Below are 17,495 nucleotides of genomic sequence, written 5' to 3'. Positions count from 1 at the left end.
GTCGGACCGACCCGTGGTCGACCGAGGAGGCGATGCAGGTGAGTTCGGTGGTGGATACCGCCAAAGGTGCGGTTGAGCGTGCGAAGACGGGTTTCGGTGACGCGCGGGAACGCTGGGCGTGGCTCGATCATCTGATCAACACGGTGCAGCGATACAACGACCGACGCGGCAACCTGTACGCGGCCAGTATCAGCTTCAATGGGATCCTCGCCCTGATCCCGATCCTGATGGTGGCCTTCGCCATCGCCGGTTTCGTCCTCGCCAATCAGCCGGACATTCTCGACCAGATCCAGGACGCGGTGGTCAAGAACATGCCGGGCGAGTTGGGTGATCAGGTGTCCGCCCTGATCCGTTCGGCCATCGACTCGCGCACCACCGTGGGTGTGGTCGGTCTGCTCGGTGCCGCGTTCACCGGTATCGGATGGATCTCCGGCGTCCGGGCGGGGATGACCGAGATGTGGGGCGGTCGAATCCAACGCAATCCGGTGATGTCGAAGGTCTGGGATCTCGTCACCTTCGCCCTGCTCGGTATCGCGTTCACCGTGACCATGGCGCTGACGACACTGGGCAACTCCGGCCTGCCCAACCAGATCTTGTCGTGGGTCGGGCTGGACGACACCTCGTGGGCGCCGACGGTCATTCGCGCTACGTCCATCGGGGTCTCGGTGTTCGCCTCGTGGCTGCTCTTCACGTTCGTCATGTCCCGCCTTCCGCTGGTGAAACTGCCCTTTCGCAACACCCTGAAGGCGGGGTTGCTCACCGCTGTCGCTTTCGAGATCGTCAAGACGGTCGGCGGGTTCTATCTCAAATCGGTGTTGGGCAGTCCGGCCGGCGCGGCGTTCGGCCCGATCCTCGGCATCATGGTTTTCGCGTACCTCGCCTCACGCATCATCCTCTACGCGGCTGCGTGGTGTGCCACCGATGCGATGAACGAGCAATACCAGGTGGCCGAGGAACCCGAGACGGTGCCGCCGGTGGTCGTCTCGCCGAACTACGAGGTCAGTCCGGTGCCCCGGCCGGCCACACTCGTCGCGGTGGCCGGCATCGGTGCGGTGATGAGCGCGTTGCTGGGATGGTTGCTACGTCGATGAATCGACGGTGGTAGGACCCCGATCAACGCCTGGAGAACAACCGCAACGCGACCAGTAGCAAGCCGATCGCGATGAGCGCGGCGACGAGGCCGACGAGGATCCGGATCGACCAACTGGTGGGCTGATCGGTTCCGGAGTTCGCCTGCGCCTGGCTCGTCGCCTGCGACGGGCGTGCGGTCGTGGGCGAGACACTCGGCGCGGCGGTCGGGTTCGGCGGGGCCACCAGTTCGCCCACGTGGACATCGGCGGGTGCGCGAAAGCCATAGTCGAACAGCGATTTCGCCTGGTCCCAGTACGAGTCGGACTCGATGGTCAGGCCGAACATCTGCACGACGAGAATCCGCCGGCCGTCGCGTTCGGTCGCGCCGACGAAGGTCTTCTCCGCGTCGTCGGTGTAGCCGGTCTTCCCGCCCAGCATTCCCGGATAGCCCTCGAGCAGAAGCTGGTTGGAGGTCTGCATCAGATAGCCCGGGTGGTCCTTGTCGCCCGGCACGTCAGGGCGCTTGGGATAGCCCGGGAAGTGGTACGACGCCAGCCCGATCATCGAACGAAATGTGCTGTTGCGCATGGCTTCCCGAAAGATCAGCGCGAGATCATAGGGCGACGTGGACATGCCCGGCGCATCGAGGCCGGAGGGAGATGCGGCTCGGGTGTCCAGCGCGTGCAGGGAGCGCGCCTCGGCGTTCATCTTGGCCAGGGTGGCGTCGACGCCACCCAGCTCGCGGGCGAGAGCGTTGGCGCAATCGTTCCCGGAGACCACCAGCAGCCCCGTCAGGATGTCGCGGTTCGTGTAGTGCCCACCGGGGCCCATTCCACACGAGTCACCCTCGGTGCTCCAGTCCTCGACCGTCGGTGTCACCACGGTGTCCAGATCGAGTTCATCGAGTGCGACCAGGGCGAGAAGGATCTTGATGGTCGACGCGGGGCGATATCGCCCGTGCGGATCCTTCGCCGCGATCACCCGGCCGCTGTCCAGGTCGGCGACGAGCCATCCCGCCGACGTGAGCCGTGGCGGCACCGGACCCAGCGCCGGGTCCGCCACGACACCACACCCACCGAGCCCGTCACCGCCGACCGGTGGTGCCGGAACCTCGAGCGGGGTCGGGGTGGCCGAACCCGGCGCCACGACCTCGGACTCGTCGACGGGCGGCGGTGGTGCGACCCGGTGGGGACAGTGGTCGGTGACCGGTGTGGGTACCGGAATGGCAGTCGCACACGGTGCGGCGACAACCGCGATCAGGAGGGCCGCGATGACGCAGATGGGCATGACGAGTGGCCGCACCGCAGGAGACTATCAGTCCGTGTTCGCGACCCGCCCTGTCGATCAACCGCCACCCTGTCGATCAGCCGCCACCCTGTCGATCAGTGCCCTACCGATCAGCGTCGTGCCGATCAAACGCTCTGTCGATCAAGCAGCGGGGCCGATCACCCGCCGGGGGTGAGGTGCCGGCCGCGAACGCTGCGCGGCCTGATCCGCCCGGGCCGCGGTGGGCCCAGGAAGTCATCGATCGCAGGCCCGAACTCGGTGGCCTTCAGCACGAGGTCGACGTGCCCGCCTGCGTGCCGGTGCAGTCGCGCCCGCGGCAGCAACCGATGCAGGATGTGACCGTTGATCATCGGGACGATGGGATCGTCGTCCCCGGCGATGACCAGGGTTCGCTGCCGGATCGCCGGCAGCGCGAACAACGAGGTCCACGCGGCGCCGGCCATCAACTGATGGACGTACCCGACCATCGATCCCGCATGGAGTTGCCGGACGAACAGATCGGCCACGTCGTCACCGTGTTGCCGGACCGAGCCGCCGTAGAGGTCGCCCGCTATCGCGGCGGCGTAGGCGGGATCGCTGAAGCGCTTCGGGGTGAGCATCTTGCCGAGGACCCGCGGATGCCCGGGCACCATCAATGCGCCGGTACCCGTGGCGACGAGGATCAGTCGTCGGCACCGACGCGGGTTCTGGAACGCGAACTGCTGCGCCAGGGCTCCGCCCCACGACAGGCCGAGGATGTCGACGACTCCGATCCCGAGTCGGTCGAGAACCTTCCCCAGCGTCCACGCCAGATACGGGAACCCGTAGGGCAATGGCGAAGCAGGGGATTCGCCGGCGCCGGGGACGTCGAAACGGACCACCGGCCGATCGGTGTCGAGATGTTCGACCAACGGGTCGAGCACCTCGAGGCTCGCGCCGATCCCGTTGCAGAGCACCAGGGGCACGCCGACCCCGGGCCGGTACCGCACGCGAAGGCGTTGACCACCCGCGGTGACGAGGCGGTCCACCTCGTCGGTGTCGTCGATGGTGCTGCCGCCGTCTGTTGTCATCTACTCTCCCTCACTTCGCCAGAACATAGGTACCAGGTGCCGGGGCGAGGGCCTCGTGGCCGGGTGCGCCGAGGACGACGGGCGCGTCGACCACGTCGCCACCGTGCTCGTCGAGCCACGCCAGGTGATCCGGCCACCACGAATCACTGTGATTCTGAGCCGATTTCAGCCATGCGCTCGGCGTGACGTCGGCGTCGGCCTCGGCGGTGCGGAACGATGCCTTCTTGTTCCCGGGCGGGTTGACGAGGGAGGCGATGTGCCCACTGGTGGAGAGGACGTACTTGTTCTTCTTGCTGCCCAGCAGCGTGGCGCTGCGATACGTGGCCTGCCAGGGGCAGATGTGGTCGGCGATCCCGCCGATCACATAGGCGTCGCACTCGATGGAGCCGAGATCGACCGGGGTGCCGAGCATGGTCGCCTTACCGGGGGTCACCAGGTCGTTGCCCAGGCCCATCATCACCATGTCGCGGTGCAGACGCGCCGTCATGCGGGTGGTGTCGGCGTTCCAGAACAACACGTCGAACGGCGCCGGTGAGCGTCCCTGGATGTAGTTGTTCACCCAGTAACGCCAGACCAGGTCGGTCGGACGCAACCAAGCGAACATCTCGGCCATGGCCTTGCCGTCGAGGTATCCCTTCTTCGACGACGAGCGGATCGCCGCCTTGGCCGCACGCTCACTGGTCAATGCGGATGCGAATCCGGCCTGGCTCTGATCGAGCACCGTCACGCCGAGGGTCAGGCTCGCGACCTTGTCACCCTTGCCGATCGCCGCGAGATGTGCGAGTGTCATCGCGGCGATGATGCCCCCCGAACAGGTGGCGAACATGTTGGCCGCGCGTGCTCCGGTCACTGCCAGGGTCGCGTCCACCGCGTCGATGATGGCCTGACCGTAGGCGTCGAATCCCCAATCACGGTGGCGTGAGCTGGGATTGCGCCAGGAGATGGCGAAGACCTGGTGACCGCCGCGCACGTAGTGTTCGATCAGACTGCGGTCCGGGGCGATGTCCATGATGTAGTACTTGTTGATCACCGGGGGCACGATCAGCAGCGGCACCTCACGCACCGTCGACGTCTGCGGCGCGTACTGGATCAGCTCGAACATCTTGGTGCGCAACACCACCGAGCCCTTGGTGGCCGCCACGGACTCGCCGACGGAGAAGGCATCCGGATCGACCATCGCCGGCACCCGCGGTTTGGACGCCATGTCCCGGGCGAACGCCTTGAGCCCGCGGACCGCCGACAGGCCGCCGGTGTCGATGAGCGCCTTCCACCCCAGGGGGCTCAGCACCGGATTGTTGGTGGGTGCGAGTCCTTCGATGATGTTGTCGAGCGCAAGGCGCACCTTCTCGGCATCGCGCCAGTCCAGGTCGGTCGACGCGTACAGACGTTCTGCGGTGTCCGCGCCGGCGAGATACGCCTGCTCGACTCGCCGCAGGATCGGATTTCCGGACCAGGCGGGATCCGAGAAGCGCTTGTCCCGGCGTTCGGGAGCGCGGTCGGATCGGCCGAGCGCGATCTGGGTGAGCTCGCGGGTCAGGCCGAGGCTTTCCCCGGCGACGGTGCCGGGCTGCTTTGCCAGCTCGACACCGAACCGCGCCCACGCGGCGTTGGGGGTCATCCGTCCCCCGAACGACTTGGTCGAGTTGACCAGGAGGAGGTCTAGTGGTGCGGCGATATCGTTTGCGGCGGAAGTTGTCTGGGCGATTGTCATGGTCTTGCCTCTGCTGGGATGGAGATGTCGCGCTTACGGATCGTTCCGGTCGGACCGGTGGGTGGCTACTCGAATGGCCATACGTGGTGCTTTACCGGGGAGGGGCGAATCCGGTGGGGCTGCACGGTGATGGCGAACGACGTTGCCCTTTGATTGTGGCCCGCGTGACCTCTCGAACGCGATGGTGCGACGTCTAACGTCGGCACGCCCGAGGTGTGCAGAGGCACAATGGGCTGGTCGGCGGCACGCATCACGGTGCGGTCGGCGGTCGGTGGTTGACGACCGGCAGCTGCTCGTCGACCTCGAATGCCAGGCAGAGTTCGGCCACGTCACGCGGCGCGGTGGTGGAGCGCCCGGTGAGCTCTTCGATCCGACGCAGTCGATGGCGCACGGTGTTCCGGTGCACATACAGCCGCTCGGCGGTGTCGTTGATGTTGCCGCCGACGCAGACCCACATGCGGAACGTCTCGAGCAGCGGTTCCCGGTCCTCGGCCGGCAGTGCGTAGAGCCGGCCGAGGACCGTGTCCGCGAGGTCGGCGGCCACCTCCGGCGCGGCCAGGGCCGCCACCCCCAGGACCGAATCGTCGAACACCCGGACCCCGTCTCCGCGTCGGGCCATCGCGACGCGGGCGTACCGCAGTGCCCGCGCCGTCTCGGCGAGGTCGGTGAACGATGTGCTCACCCCGACTCTGCCGCCGGCGTGCCGGGCCAGGATGTCGAGCGCGTTCTGCCGAGCAGACGGTGACGGGATGTGGATGATGCCCATCTGTTGGTCGGGCAGCAGGCGCCAGGCCGAGCGCATGTCGCGGCTCTGCAGCCGGCTCTCGATGCCCGGCAGCGGCGCCTTGCCGACCACCGTCGCCTCGGCCGCCACCGCGACGTAGGGGCCGCGGTGAGGTAGCCGGAGGAGTTCGGCCACTTCCCACAGACTCTTCTCCGAGGAGACCCGGCCCTCGAGGAGGTGCTGGGTGAGCGCCGCGCGCTCGCTGGCATCGTCGAGGATCATCGTCGTGCTGCGTTCGCGATGCGCCTCGGCCATCGCGACGATGAACGCGTCCTGCGCCTCCCACATCCGTGCGGTCGCCTCCAGCAGGGTGTGGCGGCTCAATTCCAGATCCCCCTGGGCGATCGTCATGAACTCGTTCCAGGCCATCTGGAAACCGATGCGGTAGGCGTGCATCACCGCCGGCAGCGGCACACCTGCGTCGGCGCGTGAGGCGCCGGTGGCAGCGGCCGGCGAGGTGTCGAACGCACGGTCCCCGGCCAGCCCTTGGATCACCAGGGCAAAGTTGCTCTGCACCGTGTGCACGATGTCGTCGCGCGATACGACGTCGGTCGATCCGTAGAAATCCACCTGCGCCCGGATCGTTTCCGCCACGTCGTCGGCGAGACCTGCCAGGCGCCGCGACAACAGTCCGGCGACCTTCTCGAGTTCGTCGTCGAGTTCGTCGTCTGTCGTCGCCGGTCGGGTGGTCACGGCTCCATTGTCGGTCGCGATGACGTGTCCGCGGGACGATTCGGCGCATCCGCAGGCCAGGCGTCGATGCGCTCGATCAACTCGGCTTTGCGTTCCTCCGGCATGAAGCTGGCGATCACCGAGTTTCGTGCGAGCTGCGCCAACGTCGCGTCGTCGAGGTCGAATGCGTCGGCGACCGCGGCGAAGTTGTCCTCGACGTACCCGCCGAAGTAGGCGGGATCGTCGGAGTTGATCGTCACCCGCACACCGGCGGCGATGAGTTCGGGCAGCGGATGTGACGCGATGTCGGTGACAGCCCGCAACCGTACGTTCGACAGCGGACAGACGGTCAACGCCGTCCCTCTGGTGGCCAGCTCCGACACGAGCCCTGGGTCGTCGACACTGCGGATTCCGTGGTCGACTCGTTCGACTCCGAGTTCGTCGAGGGCCTGCCGAACGGATTCGGGACCGGCCTCCTCGCCTGCGTGCGCCACCCGATGCAAACCGAGATCTGCTGCGCGGGCGAAGACTTCAGCGAACAAGACTGCCGGATTGCCCACTTCTGCGGAGTCCAGGCCGACGCCAACGATCGGTGCGCCGACGGCGATGAGCCCGTCGAGCGTCGCATGGGCCTCGGCCACCGGACGGTCGCGGAGGAAACAGGCGATCAGATCGGCGGTGAAACCGGTGTCGGCGCGTGCTCGGTCGAAGCCGTCGGTGAGGCCGCCCACGACATCGCCGATCGCGACTCCCCGGGAGGTGTGCGCCTGCGGATCGAAGAACACTTCTGCGTGGACGACGCCGCTGGCGTGGGCGCGCATCGCGTATTCATATGCGAGACGAGCGAAGTCGCGGCGCCGCCGCAGGACCTGCATGTTCGCGTAGTAGATGTCCAGAAACGACTGGAGGTCTGTGAACACATACCGTCGGCGCAACTCCGCCGCGTCTCGATACGGCAGATCGATTCCGCCGTCGCGCGCCAGCTCCAGGACGAGCTCGGGCTCCAGCGTGCCCTCGATGTGCACGTGCAACTCGACCTTGGGTAACTCGGTGATCCTGGACATCGTCAGAGCAGCGTATAGGCCTGCGCCAACACCGATCGTAGAATCTGCTCGATCTCGTCGAATTCGGTCTGCCCGGCGATCAGGGGCGGAGCCAGCTGGACGACCGGGTCGCCGCGACCGTCGGGGCGGCAATACAAGCCGGCCTCGAACAGGGCGGTGTTCAGGAACCCGCCCAGCAGGCGCTGTTTCTCGTCGGGAGTGAACCTCTCTTTGGTCGTCTTGTCCTTCACGAGTTCGATCGCGTAGAAGAACCCTTCGCCGCGGACGTCGCCGACGATCGGCAGATCGTGCAGACGCTCGAGGGTCGCCCGGAACGCCGGTGCGCTCGCCGCGACGTGGTCGTTGAGCCGTTCGCGTTCGAAGATCTCCAGATTGGCCAGCGCGACGGCCGCCGAAACCGGGTGTCCGCCAAAGGTGTAACCGTGGGCGAAGGTGGTCGTCCCGTCTCGGAACGGCTCGAAGAGCTTCTCGCGGGCGATCATGGCGCCGATGGGGGAGTAGCCCGATGTCATCCCCTTGGCGCAGGTGATGATGTCGGGTACGTATCCGAAGTCGTTGCAGGCGAACATCGATCCGATGCGGCCGAACGCGCAGATCACCTCGTCGGAGACCAGCAGCACGTCGTAGTCGTCGCAGATCTCGCGGACCCGTTCGAAGTAGCCGGGCGGCGGCGTGAGACACCCTCCCGCGTTCTGCACCGGCTCGAGAAACACGGCGGCCACGGAGTCGGGACCCTCGAACTCGATCGCCTCGGCGATGCGGTCGGCGGCCCAGAGCCCGAACTTCTTGGGGTCGGCGGCCATGTCGTCGGCAGCCCGGTAGATGTTGGTGTTGGGTACGCGGAAGGCGCCGGGCGTAAGGGGCTCGAAGGGCTCTTTGAGTGCGGGCACCCCGGTGATCGCCAACGCCCCCTGCGGTGTGCCGTGGTAGGCGACCGCGCGCGAGATGACCTTGTGCTTGCCGGGCTTGCCGACGAGCTTGAAGTACTGTTTGGCCAACTTCCAGGCGCTCTCGACCGCTTCACCGCCACCGGTGGTGAAGAAGACCCGGTCGAGGTCGCCGGGCGCGTAGGACGCAAGTCGTTCGGCGAGCTCGACCGCCGGCGGCGTCGCGTACCCCCAGACCGGGAAGAACGCGAGCTGCTCGGCTTGCCGGGCGGCCGCCTGCGCCAGCTCGACACGCCCGTGTCCGACCTGGACGACGAAGAGCCCGGCGAGAGCGTCGAGGTAGCTGCGGCCCTGATCGTCGAATATCCGCACACCCTCGCCGCGGGTGATGACCGGTGGTCGGACGCGGTCGCCGTGCCTGGCGAAGTGACCCCACAGGTGTGCGGCGCTGCGATCACCGAGGGACGGTGGCGATGAGTCGGTCATGCCACGATGGTTGCCGATTCGGTGTCCGGCGGCAACCAGAACCGCGGGGCACATCTCTGTGGTCTGTTCCCTCGACCGGCGAGGTCAGTGCCCGGAGGCGGTCGCCGAGTGCGCCGAACGTGCCTGCCGGTCGCGGACTTTCACCACATGCCGATCGGTTCGTCACAGAAACGACGACGTCCCTCCGGGTGGGAGGGACGTCGTCGGGGCTGCAGAGAGGTTCTGCGGGTGAGCGTCCGTGGTCGATTCGCTCGGTGCGTTCCGGGTGCGGTCAGCGCGAGAACATCAGCGCGCGCTTGACCTCTTGGATCGCCTGGGTCACCTGGATGCCACGCGGGCATGCGTCGGTGCAGTTGAAGGTGGTGCGGCAACGCCACACCCCATCGACATCGTTGAGGATGTCGAGCCGTTCGATGGCGCCCTCGTCGCGGCTGTCGAAGATGAACCGATGCGCGTTGACGATCGCTGCCGGACCGAAGTAGCTGCCCTCGTTCCAGAACACCGGGCAACTGGTGGTGCAGCAGGCGCACAGGATGCACTTGGTGGTGTCGTCGAAGCGGGCGCGGTCGGACTGGCTCTGGATGCGCTCACGTGTCGGCTCGTTGCCGCTGGTGATGAGGAACGGCTTGATTGCACGGAACGCGTCGAAGAACGGCTCCATGTTGACCACGAGATCCTTCTCCACCGGCAGACCCTTGATGGGTTCGATGGTGATGGTGATCTCCTTGGACTTGTCCTTGGGGAGCATGTCCTTCATCAGCAGCTTGCAGGCCAGGCGGTTCACACCGTTGATCCGCATCGCGTCGGAGCCGCAGACGCCGTGTGCGCAGCTACGACGGAAGGTCAACGTGCCGTCGAGGTAACCCTTCACGTACAGCAGCAGGTTGAGCAGCCGGTCGGTGGGCAATGCCGGGACGCGGAAGCTCTCGAAACCCTGCGCATCCGGATTTTCCGGGTTGAACCGGTAGATCTTCAACGTGACCATGGTGGCCTCGTCGGGTACCGGCGGCAATGGAGGCTCGTCGGCAGACGGCGTGGGGTTCTCCAGGGTTGCTGTCATCAGTACTTACGCTCCATCGGCTCGTAGCGGGTCTGCACCACGGGCTTGTAGTCCAGCTCGATGTCCGCCAGAAGTTCGGTGCCCTTCTTGTAGGCCATCGTGTGCCGCATGTAGTTGACGTCGTCGCGATCGGGGTAGTCCTCGCGTGCGTGACCGCCACGCGATTCCTTGCGGTTGAGCGCACCGACCACGGTCACCTCGGCCATCTCGAGGAGGAAGCCGAGTTCGATGGCCTCGAGCAGGTCGCTGTTGAAGCGCTTGCCCTTGTCGTGCACGCGGATGTGGTTGTAGCGCTCCTTGAGCGCGTGCACGTCGGTCAGCGCCTGCTTGAGCGTTTCCTCGGTGCGGAACACCGAGGCATTGTTGTCCATGGTGACCTGTAGTTCGGTGCGGATGTCGGCGACCCGCTCGTGCCCGTGATCGCTGAGCAGCAGGTCGAGCCACTCGTCGACCAACTTCGTCGGGGTGTCGGGCAGTTCGACGAAATCGGCGGAGTTCGCGTACTCGGCAGCCGCAATTCCCGCGCGGCGCCCGAACACGTTGATGTCCAGCAGCGAGTTGGTGCCCAGACGGTTTGCGCCGTGGACCGACACGCAGGCACATTCGCCTGCGGCGTAGAGGCCGTGGACCACGGTGTCGTTGTCCTTGAGTACCTGGCCCTCGATGTTGGTTGGGATGCCACCCATCACGTAGTGACAGGTCGGGTACACCGGCACATACTCGGTCACCGGGTCGACGCCCAGGTAGGTGCGCGCGAACTCGGTGATGTCGGGCAGCTTCTCGTTGAGCACGTCCTCGCCGAGGTGGGTCACGTCGATGTAGACGTAATCCTTGTTCGGTCCGGCACCGCGGCCCTCGAGGACCTCGAGCACCATCGAGCGCGCGACGATGTCACGTGGCGCAAGGTCTTTGATCGTGGGGGCATAGCGTTCCATGAAGCGCTCGCCGTCGGCGTTGCGCAGGATGCCGCCCTCGCCGCGGACGGCTTCGGAGATGAGGATGCCGAGCCCGGCCAGGCCGGTCGGATGGAACTGGTGGAACTCCATGTCCTCCAAGGGAAGCCCCTTGCGGAAGATGATGCCCATGCCGTCGCCGGTCAGCGTGTGGGCATTGGAGGTGGTCTTGTACATGCGTCCCGAACCGCCGGTCGCGAACACGATCGACTTCGCGTGGAACACATGGATCTCACCGGTGGCCAGTTCATAGGCGACCACGCCGGTGGCGACGCTCTCTCCGTTCTCGTTCTCGCCGAGACAGATGTCGAGGGCATAGAACTCGTTGAAGAACTCGACGTCGTGCTTGACGCAGTTCTGATACAGCGTCTGCAGGATCATGTGGCCGGTACGGTCGGCGGCGTAGCAGGCGCGGCGAACCGGCGACTTGCCGTGGTCGCGGGTGTGACCGCCGAAGCGACGCTGATCGATCTTGCCCTCGGGAGTGCGGTTGAACGGCAGACCCATCTTCTCGAGGTCGAGGACGGCGTCGATCGCCTCCTTGGCCATGATCTCGACGGCGTCCTGGTCGGCGAGGTAGTCGCCGCCCTTGACCGTGTCGAAGGTGTGCCACTCCCAGTTGTCTTCCTCGACGTTGGCCAGGGCCGCACACATGCCGCCCTGGGCCGCGCCGGTGTGGCTGCGCGTCGGGTAGAGCTTGGTGAGCACCGCGGTTCGGGCGCGAGGGGCGGATTCGATCGCGGCGCGCATACCGGCACCGCCGGCGCCCACGATGACTACGTCGTAGCGATGTTCCTGCATATGTTCGTCAGTCTCCTCAGCCGACGCTGTTCACGTCGAAGGTCAGCAGTGCGTAGGTGCCGAGCACCAGCACCAGGATCATCGAGATGCCCAGCAGGACGTTCAGCCAGAAACGGGTCGAGTCCTTGCGCGAGTAGTCCGCGATGACGGTTCGGACTCCGTTGCCGCCGTGCAGCTGAGCCAGCCACAGCATGGTCAGATCCCAGATCTGCCAGAAGGGTTCGCGCCAGCGGGCTGCGACGAACGATGCGTCGATGCGGTGCACGCCGTTATCCCAGGCGAGCATGATGAACATGTGACCGATGGTCAGGATGATCAGGGCGAGTCCGGAGAATCGCATGAACAGCCATGCGTACTTCTCGAAGTTGCCGCCCTTGCGCATCCGGGGAGCGCGCGGGTTGTCCAGGCTCGCCGGACGGTCGTACTGGGTGCCCAGGGTCTTGGCGACACCCGGAGTTGCTTGCGATGCAGTCATCAGGTGCCTCCTAGAACGAGTTGTTGATCAGGATCTGCAGCAGACGGATCGCGCCTGCGCCGAAAACGATCACGAACAGCGTCAGGATCACCCACAGCATCTGCCGCTGGTACTTCGCGCCCTTGGACCAGAAGTCGACCAGGATGATCCGCACACCGTTGAACGCGTGATAGAGCACGCACGCGACCAGTGCGATCTCCATCAGGCCGATGATCGGTGTCTTGTAGGTCTCGATGACCTCGGAGTACTTGTTCGGATCGATGCGGATGACCGCCGTGTCCAGGACATGGACGAAAAGGAAGAAGAAGATGGTGACACCGGTGATGCGATGCAACACCCATGACCACATTCCTGGGTCGCCTCGATAAAGGGAGCGCTTGCGCACCGGCTCTGGTGCTACCTCGGTCGGGGTGCTCATCGGGAAATTGGCCTCCAACAGCGTCGATGGATGTGCCGAGTCGGCATTATCAGGCTCGGCCGTGGACCCATGCAAGAGACTTTAAACCTATGCTGAGCCCGGGCATAAATTACCCGAACAGATTTGGGCGACAACCCATCTGGACTTAGGTTTGCCTTACCAATTCTTGGAGGGCTGTCGGGGTCGCATCTTGTTCGCCCGTACCGAAGAGTGAGGAGCTCGTCTTGGCTGCCGAAATTGACTGGGATCTGTTGCGGGACAACGCAAAGTCGATCGTCGGCCGAGCCTATGCTCCCTACTCCGGGTTCGGTGTGGGGGCGGCCGGACTCGTCGACGATGGGCGTGTGGTCCTCGGTTGCAATGTGGAAAATGTCTCATACGGGCTCGGCATCTGCGCCGAGGTCGCACTGGTCGCCCACCTGATCGGTACCGGTGGTCGGCGACTGGTCGCGGTCTCGGTGTGTGACGCCCGGGGAGAAGTCCTGATGCCGTGTGGCAGGTGTCGGCAGGTGCTGCTCGAACACGGGGGAGCCGGACTCGCGGTGGACCATCCACAGGGTCCGACGACGCTGGGCGTGCTCCTGCCCGACGCATTCGGCCCCGATGACCTGGAGGCCGCCCGATGAGCGCATCCGACCTCGACGACGACGCGGTGATCGACACGATTTCGGTGATCGCCACCAAACGCGACGGTGGGGAACTGTCCGATGCGCAGATCGCGTGGGTCATCGATCGGTACACGCATGTCGATTCCCGTGCCGAGAGGGTGGCCGACGAGCAGATGTCGGCGCTGCTGATGGCGATCTTCCTCCGCGGGATGAATCGTCGTGAGACGGCGCGTTGGACGCAGGCGATGATCGCCAGCGGCGGTCGGATGGATTTCTCCGGCCTTCGCCGTGACGGACGACCGATGACCACCGTCGACAAGCATTCGACCGGGGGCGTCGGCGACAAGATCACCCTGCCGCTGGCTCCGCTGGTCGCTTCTCATGGGCTGGCGGTACCGCAGCTGTCCGGGCGTGGCCTCGGACACACCGGCGGCACCCTGGACAAGCTCGAATCGATCCCGGGCTGGCGAGCCGACGTGTCGGGCGCCGACATGGTGGCCCAGCTCGAACGCGTCGGAGCGGTGGTGTGTGCCGCAGGCGGCGATCTGGCCCCGGCCGACCGCAAGCTGTATGCGCTGCGCGATGTCACCGGCACGGTGGAGTCGATCCCGCTGGTCGCGAGTTCGATCATGAGCAAGAAGATCGCCGAGGGAACCGGCGCACTGGTCCTGGACGTCAAGTTCGGGTCGGGTGCCTTCCTCAAGTCCGAGGCGGAGGGTCGCGAGCTCGCCGAGACCATGGTCTGGCTGGGGGAGGCGGCCGGAGTGCGCACACGGGCCCTGCTCACCGACATGAGCACCCCGCTCGGGCTCACCGCAGGCAATGCGCTGGAGGTGGCCGAGTCGGTGGAGGTGCTGGCCGGTGGGGGCCCCGACGATGTCGTCGAACTGACCCTCGCGCTGGCCCGAGAGATGCTCGAAGCAGGCGGCCTCCACGATGCCGACCCCGCGGTGAACCTGGCCAACGGGAAGGCCATGGATGCCTGGCGCGCGATGATCTCCGCGCAGGGCGGCGATCCCGACGCGCCGCTCCCTCGGGCACGCCACACCGAGACGATCGCGGCCGCCCAGACCGGTGTCGTCGAGCGCCTCGATGCGATGGCGGTCGGCCTGGCGGCGTGGCGGCTGGGCGCCGGACGCGCTGTGCCGGGCGAGTCGGTGCAGGCCGAGGCCGGTGTCGCGTTGCACGCCAAGCCGGGCGACCATGTGAACGCCGGTGCGCCGCTGTTCACGCTGCACACCGGCACTCCCGAACGCTTCAGCGGGGCCCGCGCCGCGCTGGCCGGGGCGGTCGCGATCGGTGATGCGCCGGTGAAGCGGACGCCTCTGGTCCTCGACCGCGTTACCGTCGGTGCATGACGACCGTCGAAGCCCATTCCCCGGCCGGTGGCCACGCTGAACCCGGCCCCGGACGGCCGCTGGACCTCCCGAACATCTCGCTCGCTCCGAAGGTGCTGCTCCACGATCATCTCGATGGTGGATTGCGGCCGAGCACGGTGCTCGAACTCGCCAACGAGGTGGGATACACCGAGTTGCCCGCCAACAACGCAGAGGATCTCGCGCACTGGTTTCGCGATGCGGCCGACAGTGGCACCCTCGAGCGCTACCTGGAGACGTTCGCGCACACCGTCGCGGTGATGCAGACGCCATCGGCGCTCGCTCGGGTGGCACGCGAATGTGTCGAGGACCTGGCTGCAGACGGGGTGGTGTACGCCGAGATCCGGTACGCACCCGAGCAGCACCTGGAGCTGGGGATGACGCTCGATGAGGTGGTCGAGGCCGTATTGGCGGGTTTTGCCGAAGGCGAGACGCAGGCCGCGGCCCAGGGCCGGCCGATCATGGTGCGCTGTCTGGTGACGGCGATGCGCCACGCCGCACGCTCACGCGAGATCGCCGAGCTGGCGGTGCGTTTCCGCGACAACGGCGTGGTGGGCTTCGACATCGCCGGCGCGGAGGCCGGCCATCCGCCGACGCGGCATCTCGATGCTTTCGAGTTCATGCGGGCCAACAATGCGCATTTCACCATTCACGCGGGCGAGGCGTTCGGGTTGCCGTCGATCCACGAGGCGCTGGCCTTCTGCGGCACCGACCGATTGGGCCACGGTGTTCGGGTGATCGACGACATCGTGCTGCCCGAGGGGGCGGATCTGACCGCGGAGCTCTTCGAGGGTGCCGAGCTCGGCCAGATAGCGAGTCTTGTGCGGGACAACCGCATTCCGCTCGAACTGTGCCCCAGTTCCAACGTGCAGACCGGTGCGGTGGCCTCGATGGCCGACCATCCGTTCAATGTGCTTGCGCGACTTAGGTTTCGGGTGACGGTCAACACCGACAACCGGCTCATGAGCGACACCACCATGAGTAAGGAGTTCTATCGACTCTCCCAGCAGTTCGGTTATGGCTGGGCGGATTTCGAACGCTTCACGGTCAACGCGATGAAGTCGGCGTTCATCCACTTCGACGAGCGGCTGGCACTGATCGACGACGTGATCAAACCCGGGTATGCGGTGTTGCTGGGGTGAGTGTCGCAACCTGCGCCCGTGCGGACGTCACCTGCTTCGTAGGGGCGAGCGTGTGGACTTCACCACCTGCTCTCGGGGAGCGAGTGTCACCACCTGCTCTTGGGGAGCGAGTGTCACCACCTGCTCTTGGGGAGCGAGCCTCACCGCCCGCTCCCTGAGGAGCGAGCTTCCGAGCGTCACCATCCGCTCCCTGAGGAGCGAGCTTGCGAGCGTCACGAAGGGCCACCCCTCGTGACGCTTCGCCCGGGACGCAACCCGCTCAGGACTTCTTGACCAGCCGGTTCTCGAAGTCGTGGATGAGCGCGCGCCAGGCTTCCGACTCGTTGTCGAAAGGGGGGCTCGGAGCCATCCGCTTGGGATCCGGGTTGATCGCGTAGTCGACGAACCAGCCGAGCGGGGTCGTCGACCCGAGTGCCTCGCTGACGGAGTCGTCGTCAGCGTAGTCGGCGGCATCGGTGAGGAGTTCGACCGCCAGGTCGAGCTGGTCACGGTCCATCCGCCGCGGACCGTCCGCGATGTCATCGGCGAGGCCGGGGAGAACGTAGACGTTGTCGTCGATGACGTCGAACTCGAGTGAGCCGTCGGTGGCGGCGGTACGGACATCGTCGAATGTCGACACGTCGACCAGATCGTGGTCGGTGGCGTCGGCCAGGAATCTGCTCAATGACCGCGCCGAGGTGAACACGAAGATCTTGCCGTCGGCGCCCAGGAAGACCGGGTCGTCGCCGAGATAGCAGCGCAGAGAGAGGTATTCGCCGGTGCCGGTGACGATCCGGATCGGGTCGATGCCGACTCCGGCCCAGAAATCGTCGTCGTCGATCTCATCGGAGTCCTCGTCGAGTTCGTCACCCGCAGAGTCCTCATCCGAGGCATCGTCGTCCTCGTCCTCCTCTTCGGCGTCGGCGTTGCCCTCGACGAGGTCGAGATCGTCGTCGATGGGCTCGTCCTCGTCCTCGGCCGAAGCGGCTGCCTCGAGCTCGGCCTCGGCTGCGGCGACCGCGGCGGCATCCACGGCCGGGGTGCTGATGACGTCGTCGATCGCATCGATCACATCGTCCCAGTGCTTGGCGATGAGGCGGCCGATCCGGACCCAGAGGTCCACACCCTCGCGGCCGACGAAGTTGCGGGTGCCGGTGGTGACGGCGCCCAGGATGGGGTTGCCGTTGAAGAACTTGGTGATGACGATGAGCTCGCAGACCTCGCCCAGGATGCGCACGATCTCGAGTGCATCCTCGAGCTCGGCGATGACCTCGGGTGTGGGATCCTCGGCGGCCAGCTCGGGCACACCGATCAGGTCGTAGGTGTGCTTGTCGTCGGGAACCAGTTCATCGGCCTGCAGCCCGGCGACCGTCGCCCACGCCGGATGATCGACAAGGTCGTTGTCGTCGTCGTTGCGGATGAACGCGGCGAGCTCGGCGACCCCGGGGAAGACGTAGAGATCTTCGTCGAGGCCGAGGAAGGCCTCCCATTCGTCGTCACCTTCACGCCACCGGGGTGCCCAGAGGGTGAAGCTGTTTCCGTCGGTGAGTCCGAGCTCGATGGGGACGATGTCTCCGGCCATGAGGACACAGCGTACTGATCCGACCTGTGAACTCCGGTAGCGGCCCCGCGACCTCTTGGTGAACGACGGGAGTTCGAGGTCCGCGCCGCT

Annotated in this window: 15 protein-coding genes; 4 read left to right on the top strand and 11 right to left on the bottom strand. The window is 66.1% G+C overall.

Annotated elements, in window-relative coordinates; all coding sequences use genetic code 11:
• Positions 1-38: 38 nt before the first annotated feature.
• The gene (locus AC4AMJ_RS14965) at positions 39-1,091 is read left to right on the top strand and encodes a YhjD/YihY/BrkB family envelope integrity protein (RefSeq protein WP_489918442.1); all 1,053 of its coding nucleotides are present in this window, start codon (positions 39-41) and stop codon (positions 1,089-1,091) included.
• Between the two features lie 22 nt (positions 1,092-1,113).
• On the opposite strand, the gene AC4AMJ_RS14960 is transcribed toward AC4AMJ_RS14965, so the two are convergent.
• The 10 genes from AC4AMJ_RS14960 to sdhC form a co-directional block, all read right to left on the bottom strand.
• Entirely contained in the window at positions 1,114-2,358 is a 1,245-nt protein-coding gene (locus tag AC4AMJ_RS14960; RefSeq protein WP_489918441.1) for a D-alanyl-D-alanine carboxypeptidase family protein, read from the bottom strand.
• Between the two features lie 158 nt (positions 2,359-2,516).
• Entirely contained in the window at positions 2,517-3,407 is an 891-nt protein-coding gene (locus tag AC4AMJ_RS14955; protein ID WP_489913033.1) for an alpha/beta fold hydrolase, read from the bottom strand.
• Between the two features lie 10 nt (positions 3,408-3,417).
• A complete protein-coding gene (locus AC4AMJ_RS14950; RefSeq protein ID WP_489913031.1) occupies positions 3,418-5,118 on the bottom strand; it encodes a PHA/PHB synthase family protein in 1,701 nt (566 codons plus the stop codon).
• 250 nt (positions 5,119-5,368) lie between these two features.
• The gene (locus AC4AMJ_RS14945; protein WP_489900395.1) at positions 5,369-6,595 is read right to left on the bottom strand and encodes a PucR family transcriptional regulator; all 1,227 of its coding nucleotides are present in this window, start codon (positions 6,593-6,595) and stop codon (positions 5,369-5,371) included.
• Positions 6,592-7,638, bottom strand: coding sequence for an adenosine deaminase (locus tag AC4AMJ_RS14940; RefSeq protein WP_489913029.1), 1,047 nt, complete (start codon positions 7,636-7,638; stop codon positions 6,592-6,594). Before AC4AMJ_RS14940 ends, AC4AMJ_RS14945 begins: the two co-directional genes overlap by 4 nt.
• Positions 7,639-7,640: 2 nt before the next feature.
• Positions 7,641-9,011: an aspartate aminotransferase family protein gene (locus AC4AMJ_RS14935; protein WP_489913027.1), complete on the bottom strand. Its 1,371-nt coding sequence runs from the start codon at positions 9,009-9,011 to the stop codon at positions 7,641-7,643.
• A gap of 271 nt (positions 9,012-9,282) precedes the next feature.
• The gene (locus AC4AMJ_RS14930) at positions 9,283-10,071 is read right to left on the bottom strand and encodes a succinate dehydrogenase iron-sulfur subunit (protein WP_489913025.1); all 789 of its coding nucleotides are present in this window, start codon (positions 10,069-10,071) and stop codon (positions 9,283-9,285) included.
• Complete coding sequence (sdhA, locus tag AC4AMJ_RS14925; RefSeq protein WP_489900399.1) at positions 10,071-11,825, bottom strand: succinate dehydrogenase flavoprotein subunit; 1,755 nt, start codon at positions 11,823-11,825, stop codon at positions 10,071-10,073. Before sdhA ends, AC4AMJ_RS14930 begins: the two co-directional genes overlap by 1 nt.
• Positions 11,826-11,841: 16 nt before the next feature.
• Positions 11,842-12,300, bottom strand: a complete 459-nt coding sequence (locus AC4AMJ_RS14920; RefSeq protein ID WP_489900400.1) for a succinate dehydrogenase hydrophobic membrane anchor subunit — start codon at positions 12,298-12,300, stop codon at positions 11,842-11,844.
• Between the two features lie 10 nt (positions 12,301-12,310).
• Positions 12,311-12,718, bottom strand: a complete 408-nt coding sequence (sdhC, locus tag AC4AMJ_RS14915; protein ID WP_489913023.1) for a succinate dehydrogenase, cytochrome b556 subunit — start codon at positions 12,716-12,718, stop codon at positions 12,311-12,313.
• Positions 12,719-12,942: 224 nt separating this feature from the next.
• Here sdhC and AC4AMJ_RS14910 point away from each other — a divergent pair, with 224 nt between their 5' ends.
• The 3 genes from AC4AMJ_RS14910 to AC4AMJ_RS14900 are packed head-to-tail and all read left to right on the top strand — an operon-like array spanning position 12,943 to position 15,844.
• Entirely contained in the window at positions 12,943-13,344 is a 402-nt protein-coding gene (locus AC4AMJ_RS14910; protein WP_489913021.1) for a cytidine deaminase, read from the top strand.
• Complete coding sequence (locus AC4AMJ_RS14905; RefSeq protein WP_489913019.1) at positions 13,341-14,684, top strand: thymidine phosphorylase; 1,344 nt, start codon at positions 13,341-13,343, stop codon at positions 14,682-14,684. Before AC4AMJ_RS14910 ends, AC4AMJ_RS14905 begins: the two co-directional genes overlap by 4 nt.
• Positions 14,681-15,844, top strand: coding sequence for an adenosine deaminase (locus tag AC4AMJ_RS14900; protein WP_489913017.1), 1,164 nt, complete (start codon positions 14,681-14,683; stop codon positions 15,842-15,844). The genes AC4AMJ_RS14905 and AC4AMJ_RS14900 overlap by 4 nt, the downstream gene beginning before the upstream one ends.
• A 259-nt stretch (positions 15,845-16,103) precedes the next feature.
• Here AC4AMJ_RS14900 and AC4AMJ_RS14895 read toward each other — a convergent pair whose 3' ends face one another.
• On the bottom strand, positions 16,104-17,405 hold the full coding sequence (locus AC4AMJ_RS14895) for a primosomal protein (protein ID WP_489913015.1): 1,302 nt from the start codon (positions 17,403-17,405) through the stop codon (positions 16,104-16,106).
• Positions 17,406-17,495: the final 90 nt, after the last annotated feature.

It is taken from the genome of Gordonia sp. LMA484, from assembly GCF_058129505.1.
The sequence above is the reverse complement of the archived record's forward strand: the minus strand, read 5'-3'. Positions and strand labels throughout refer to the sequence as shown.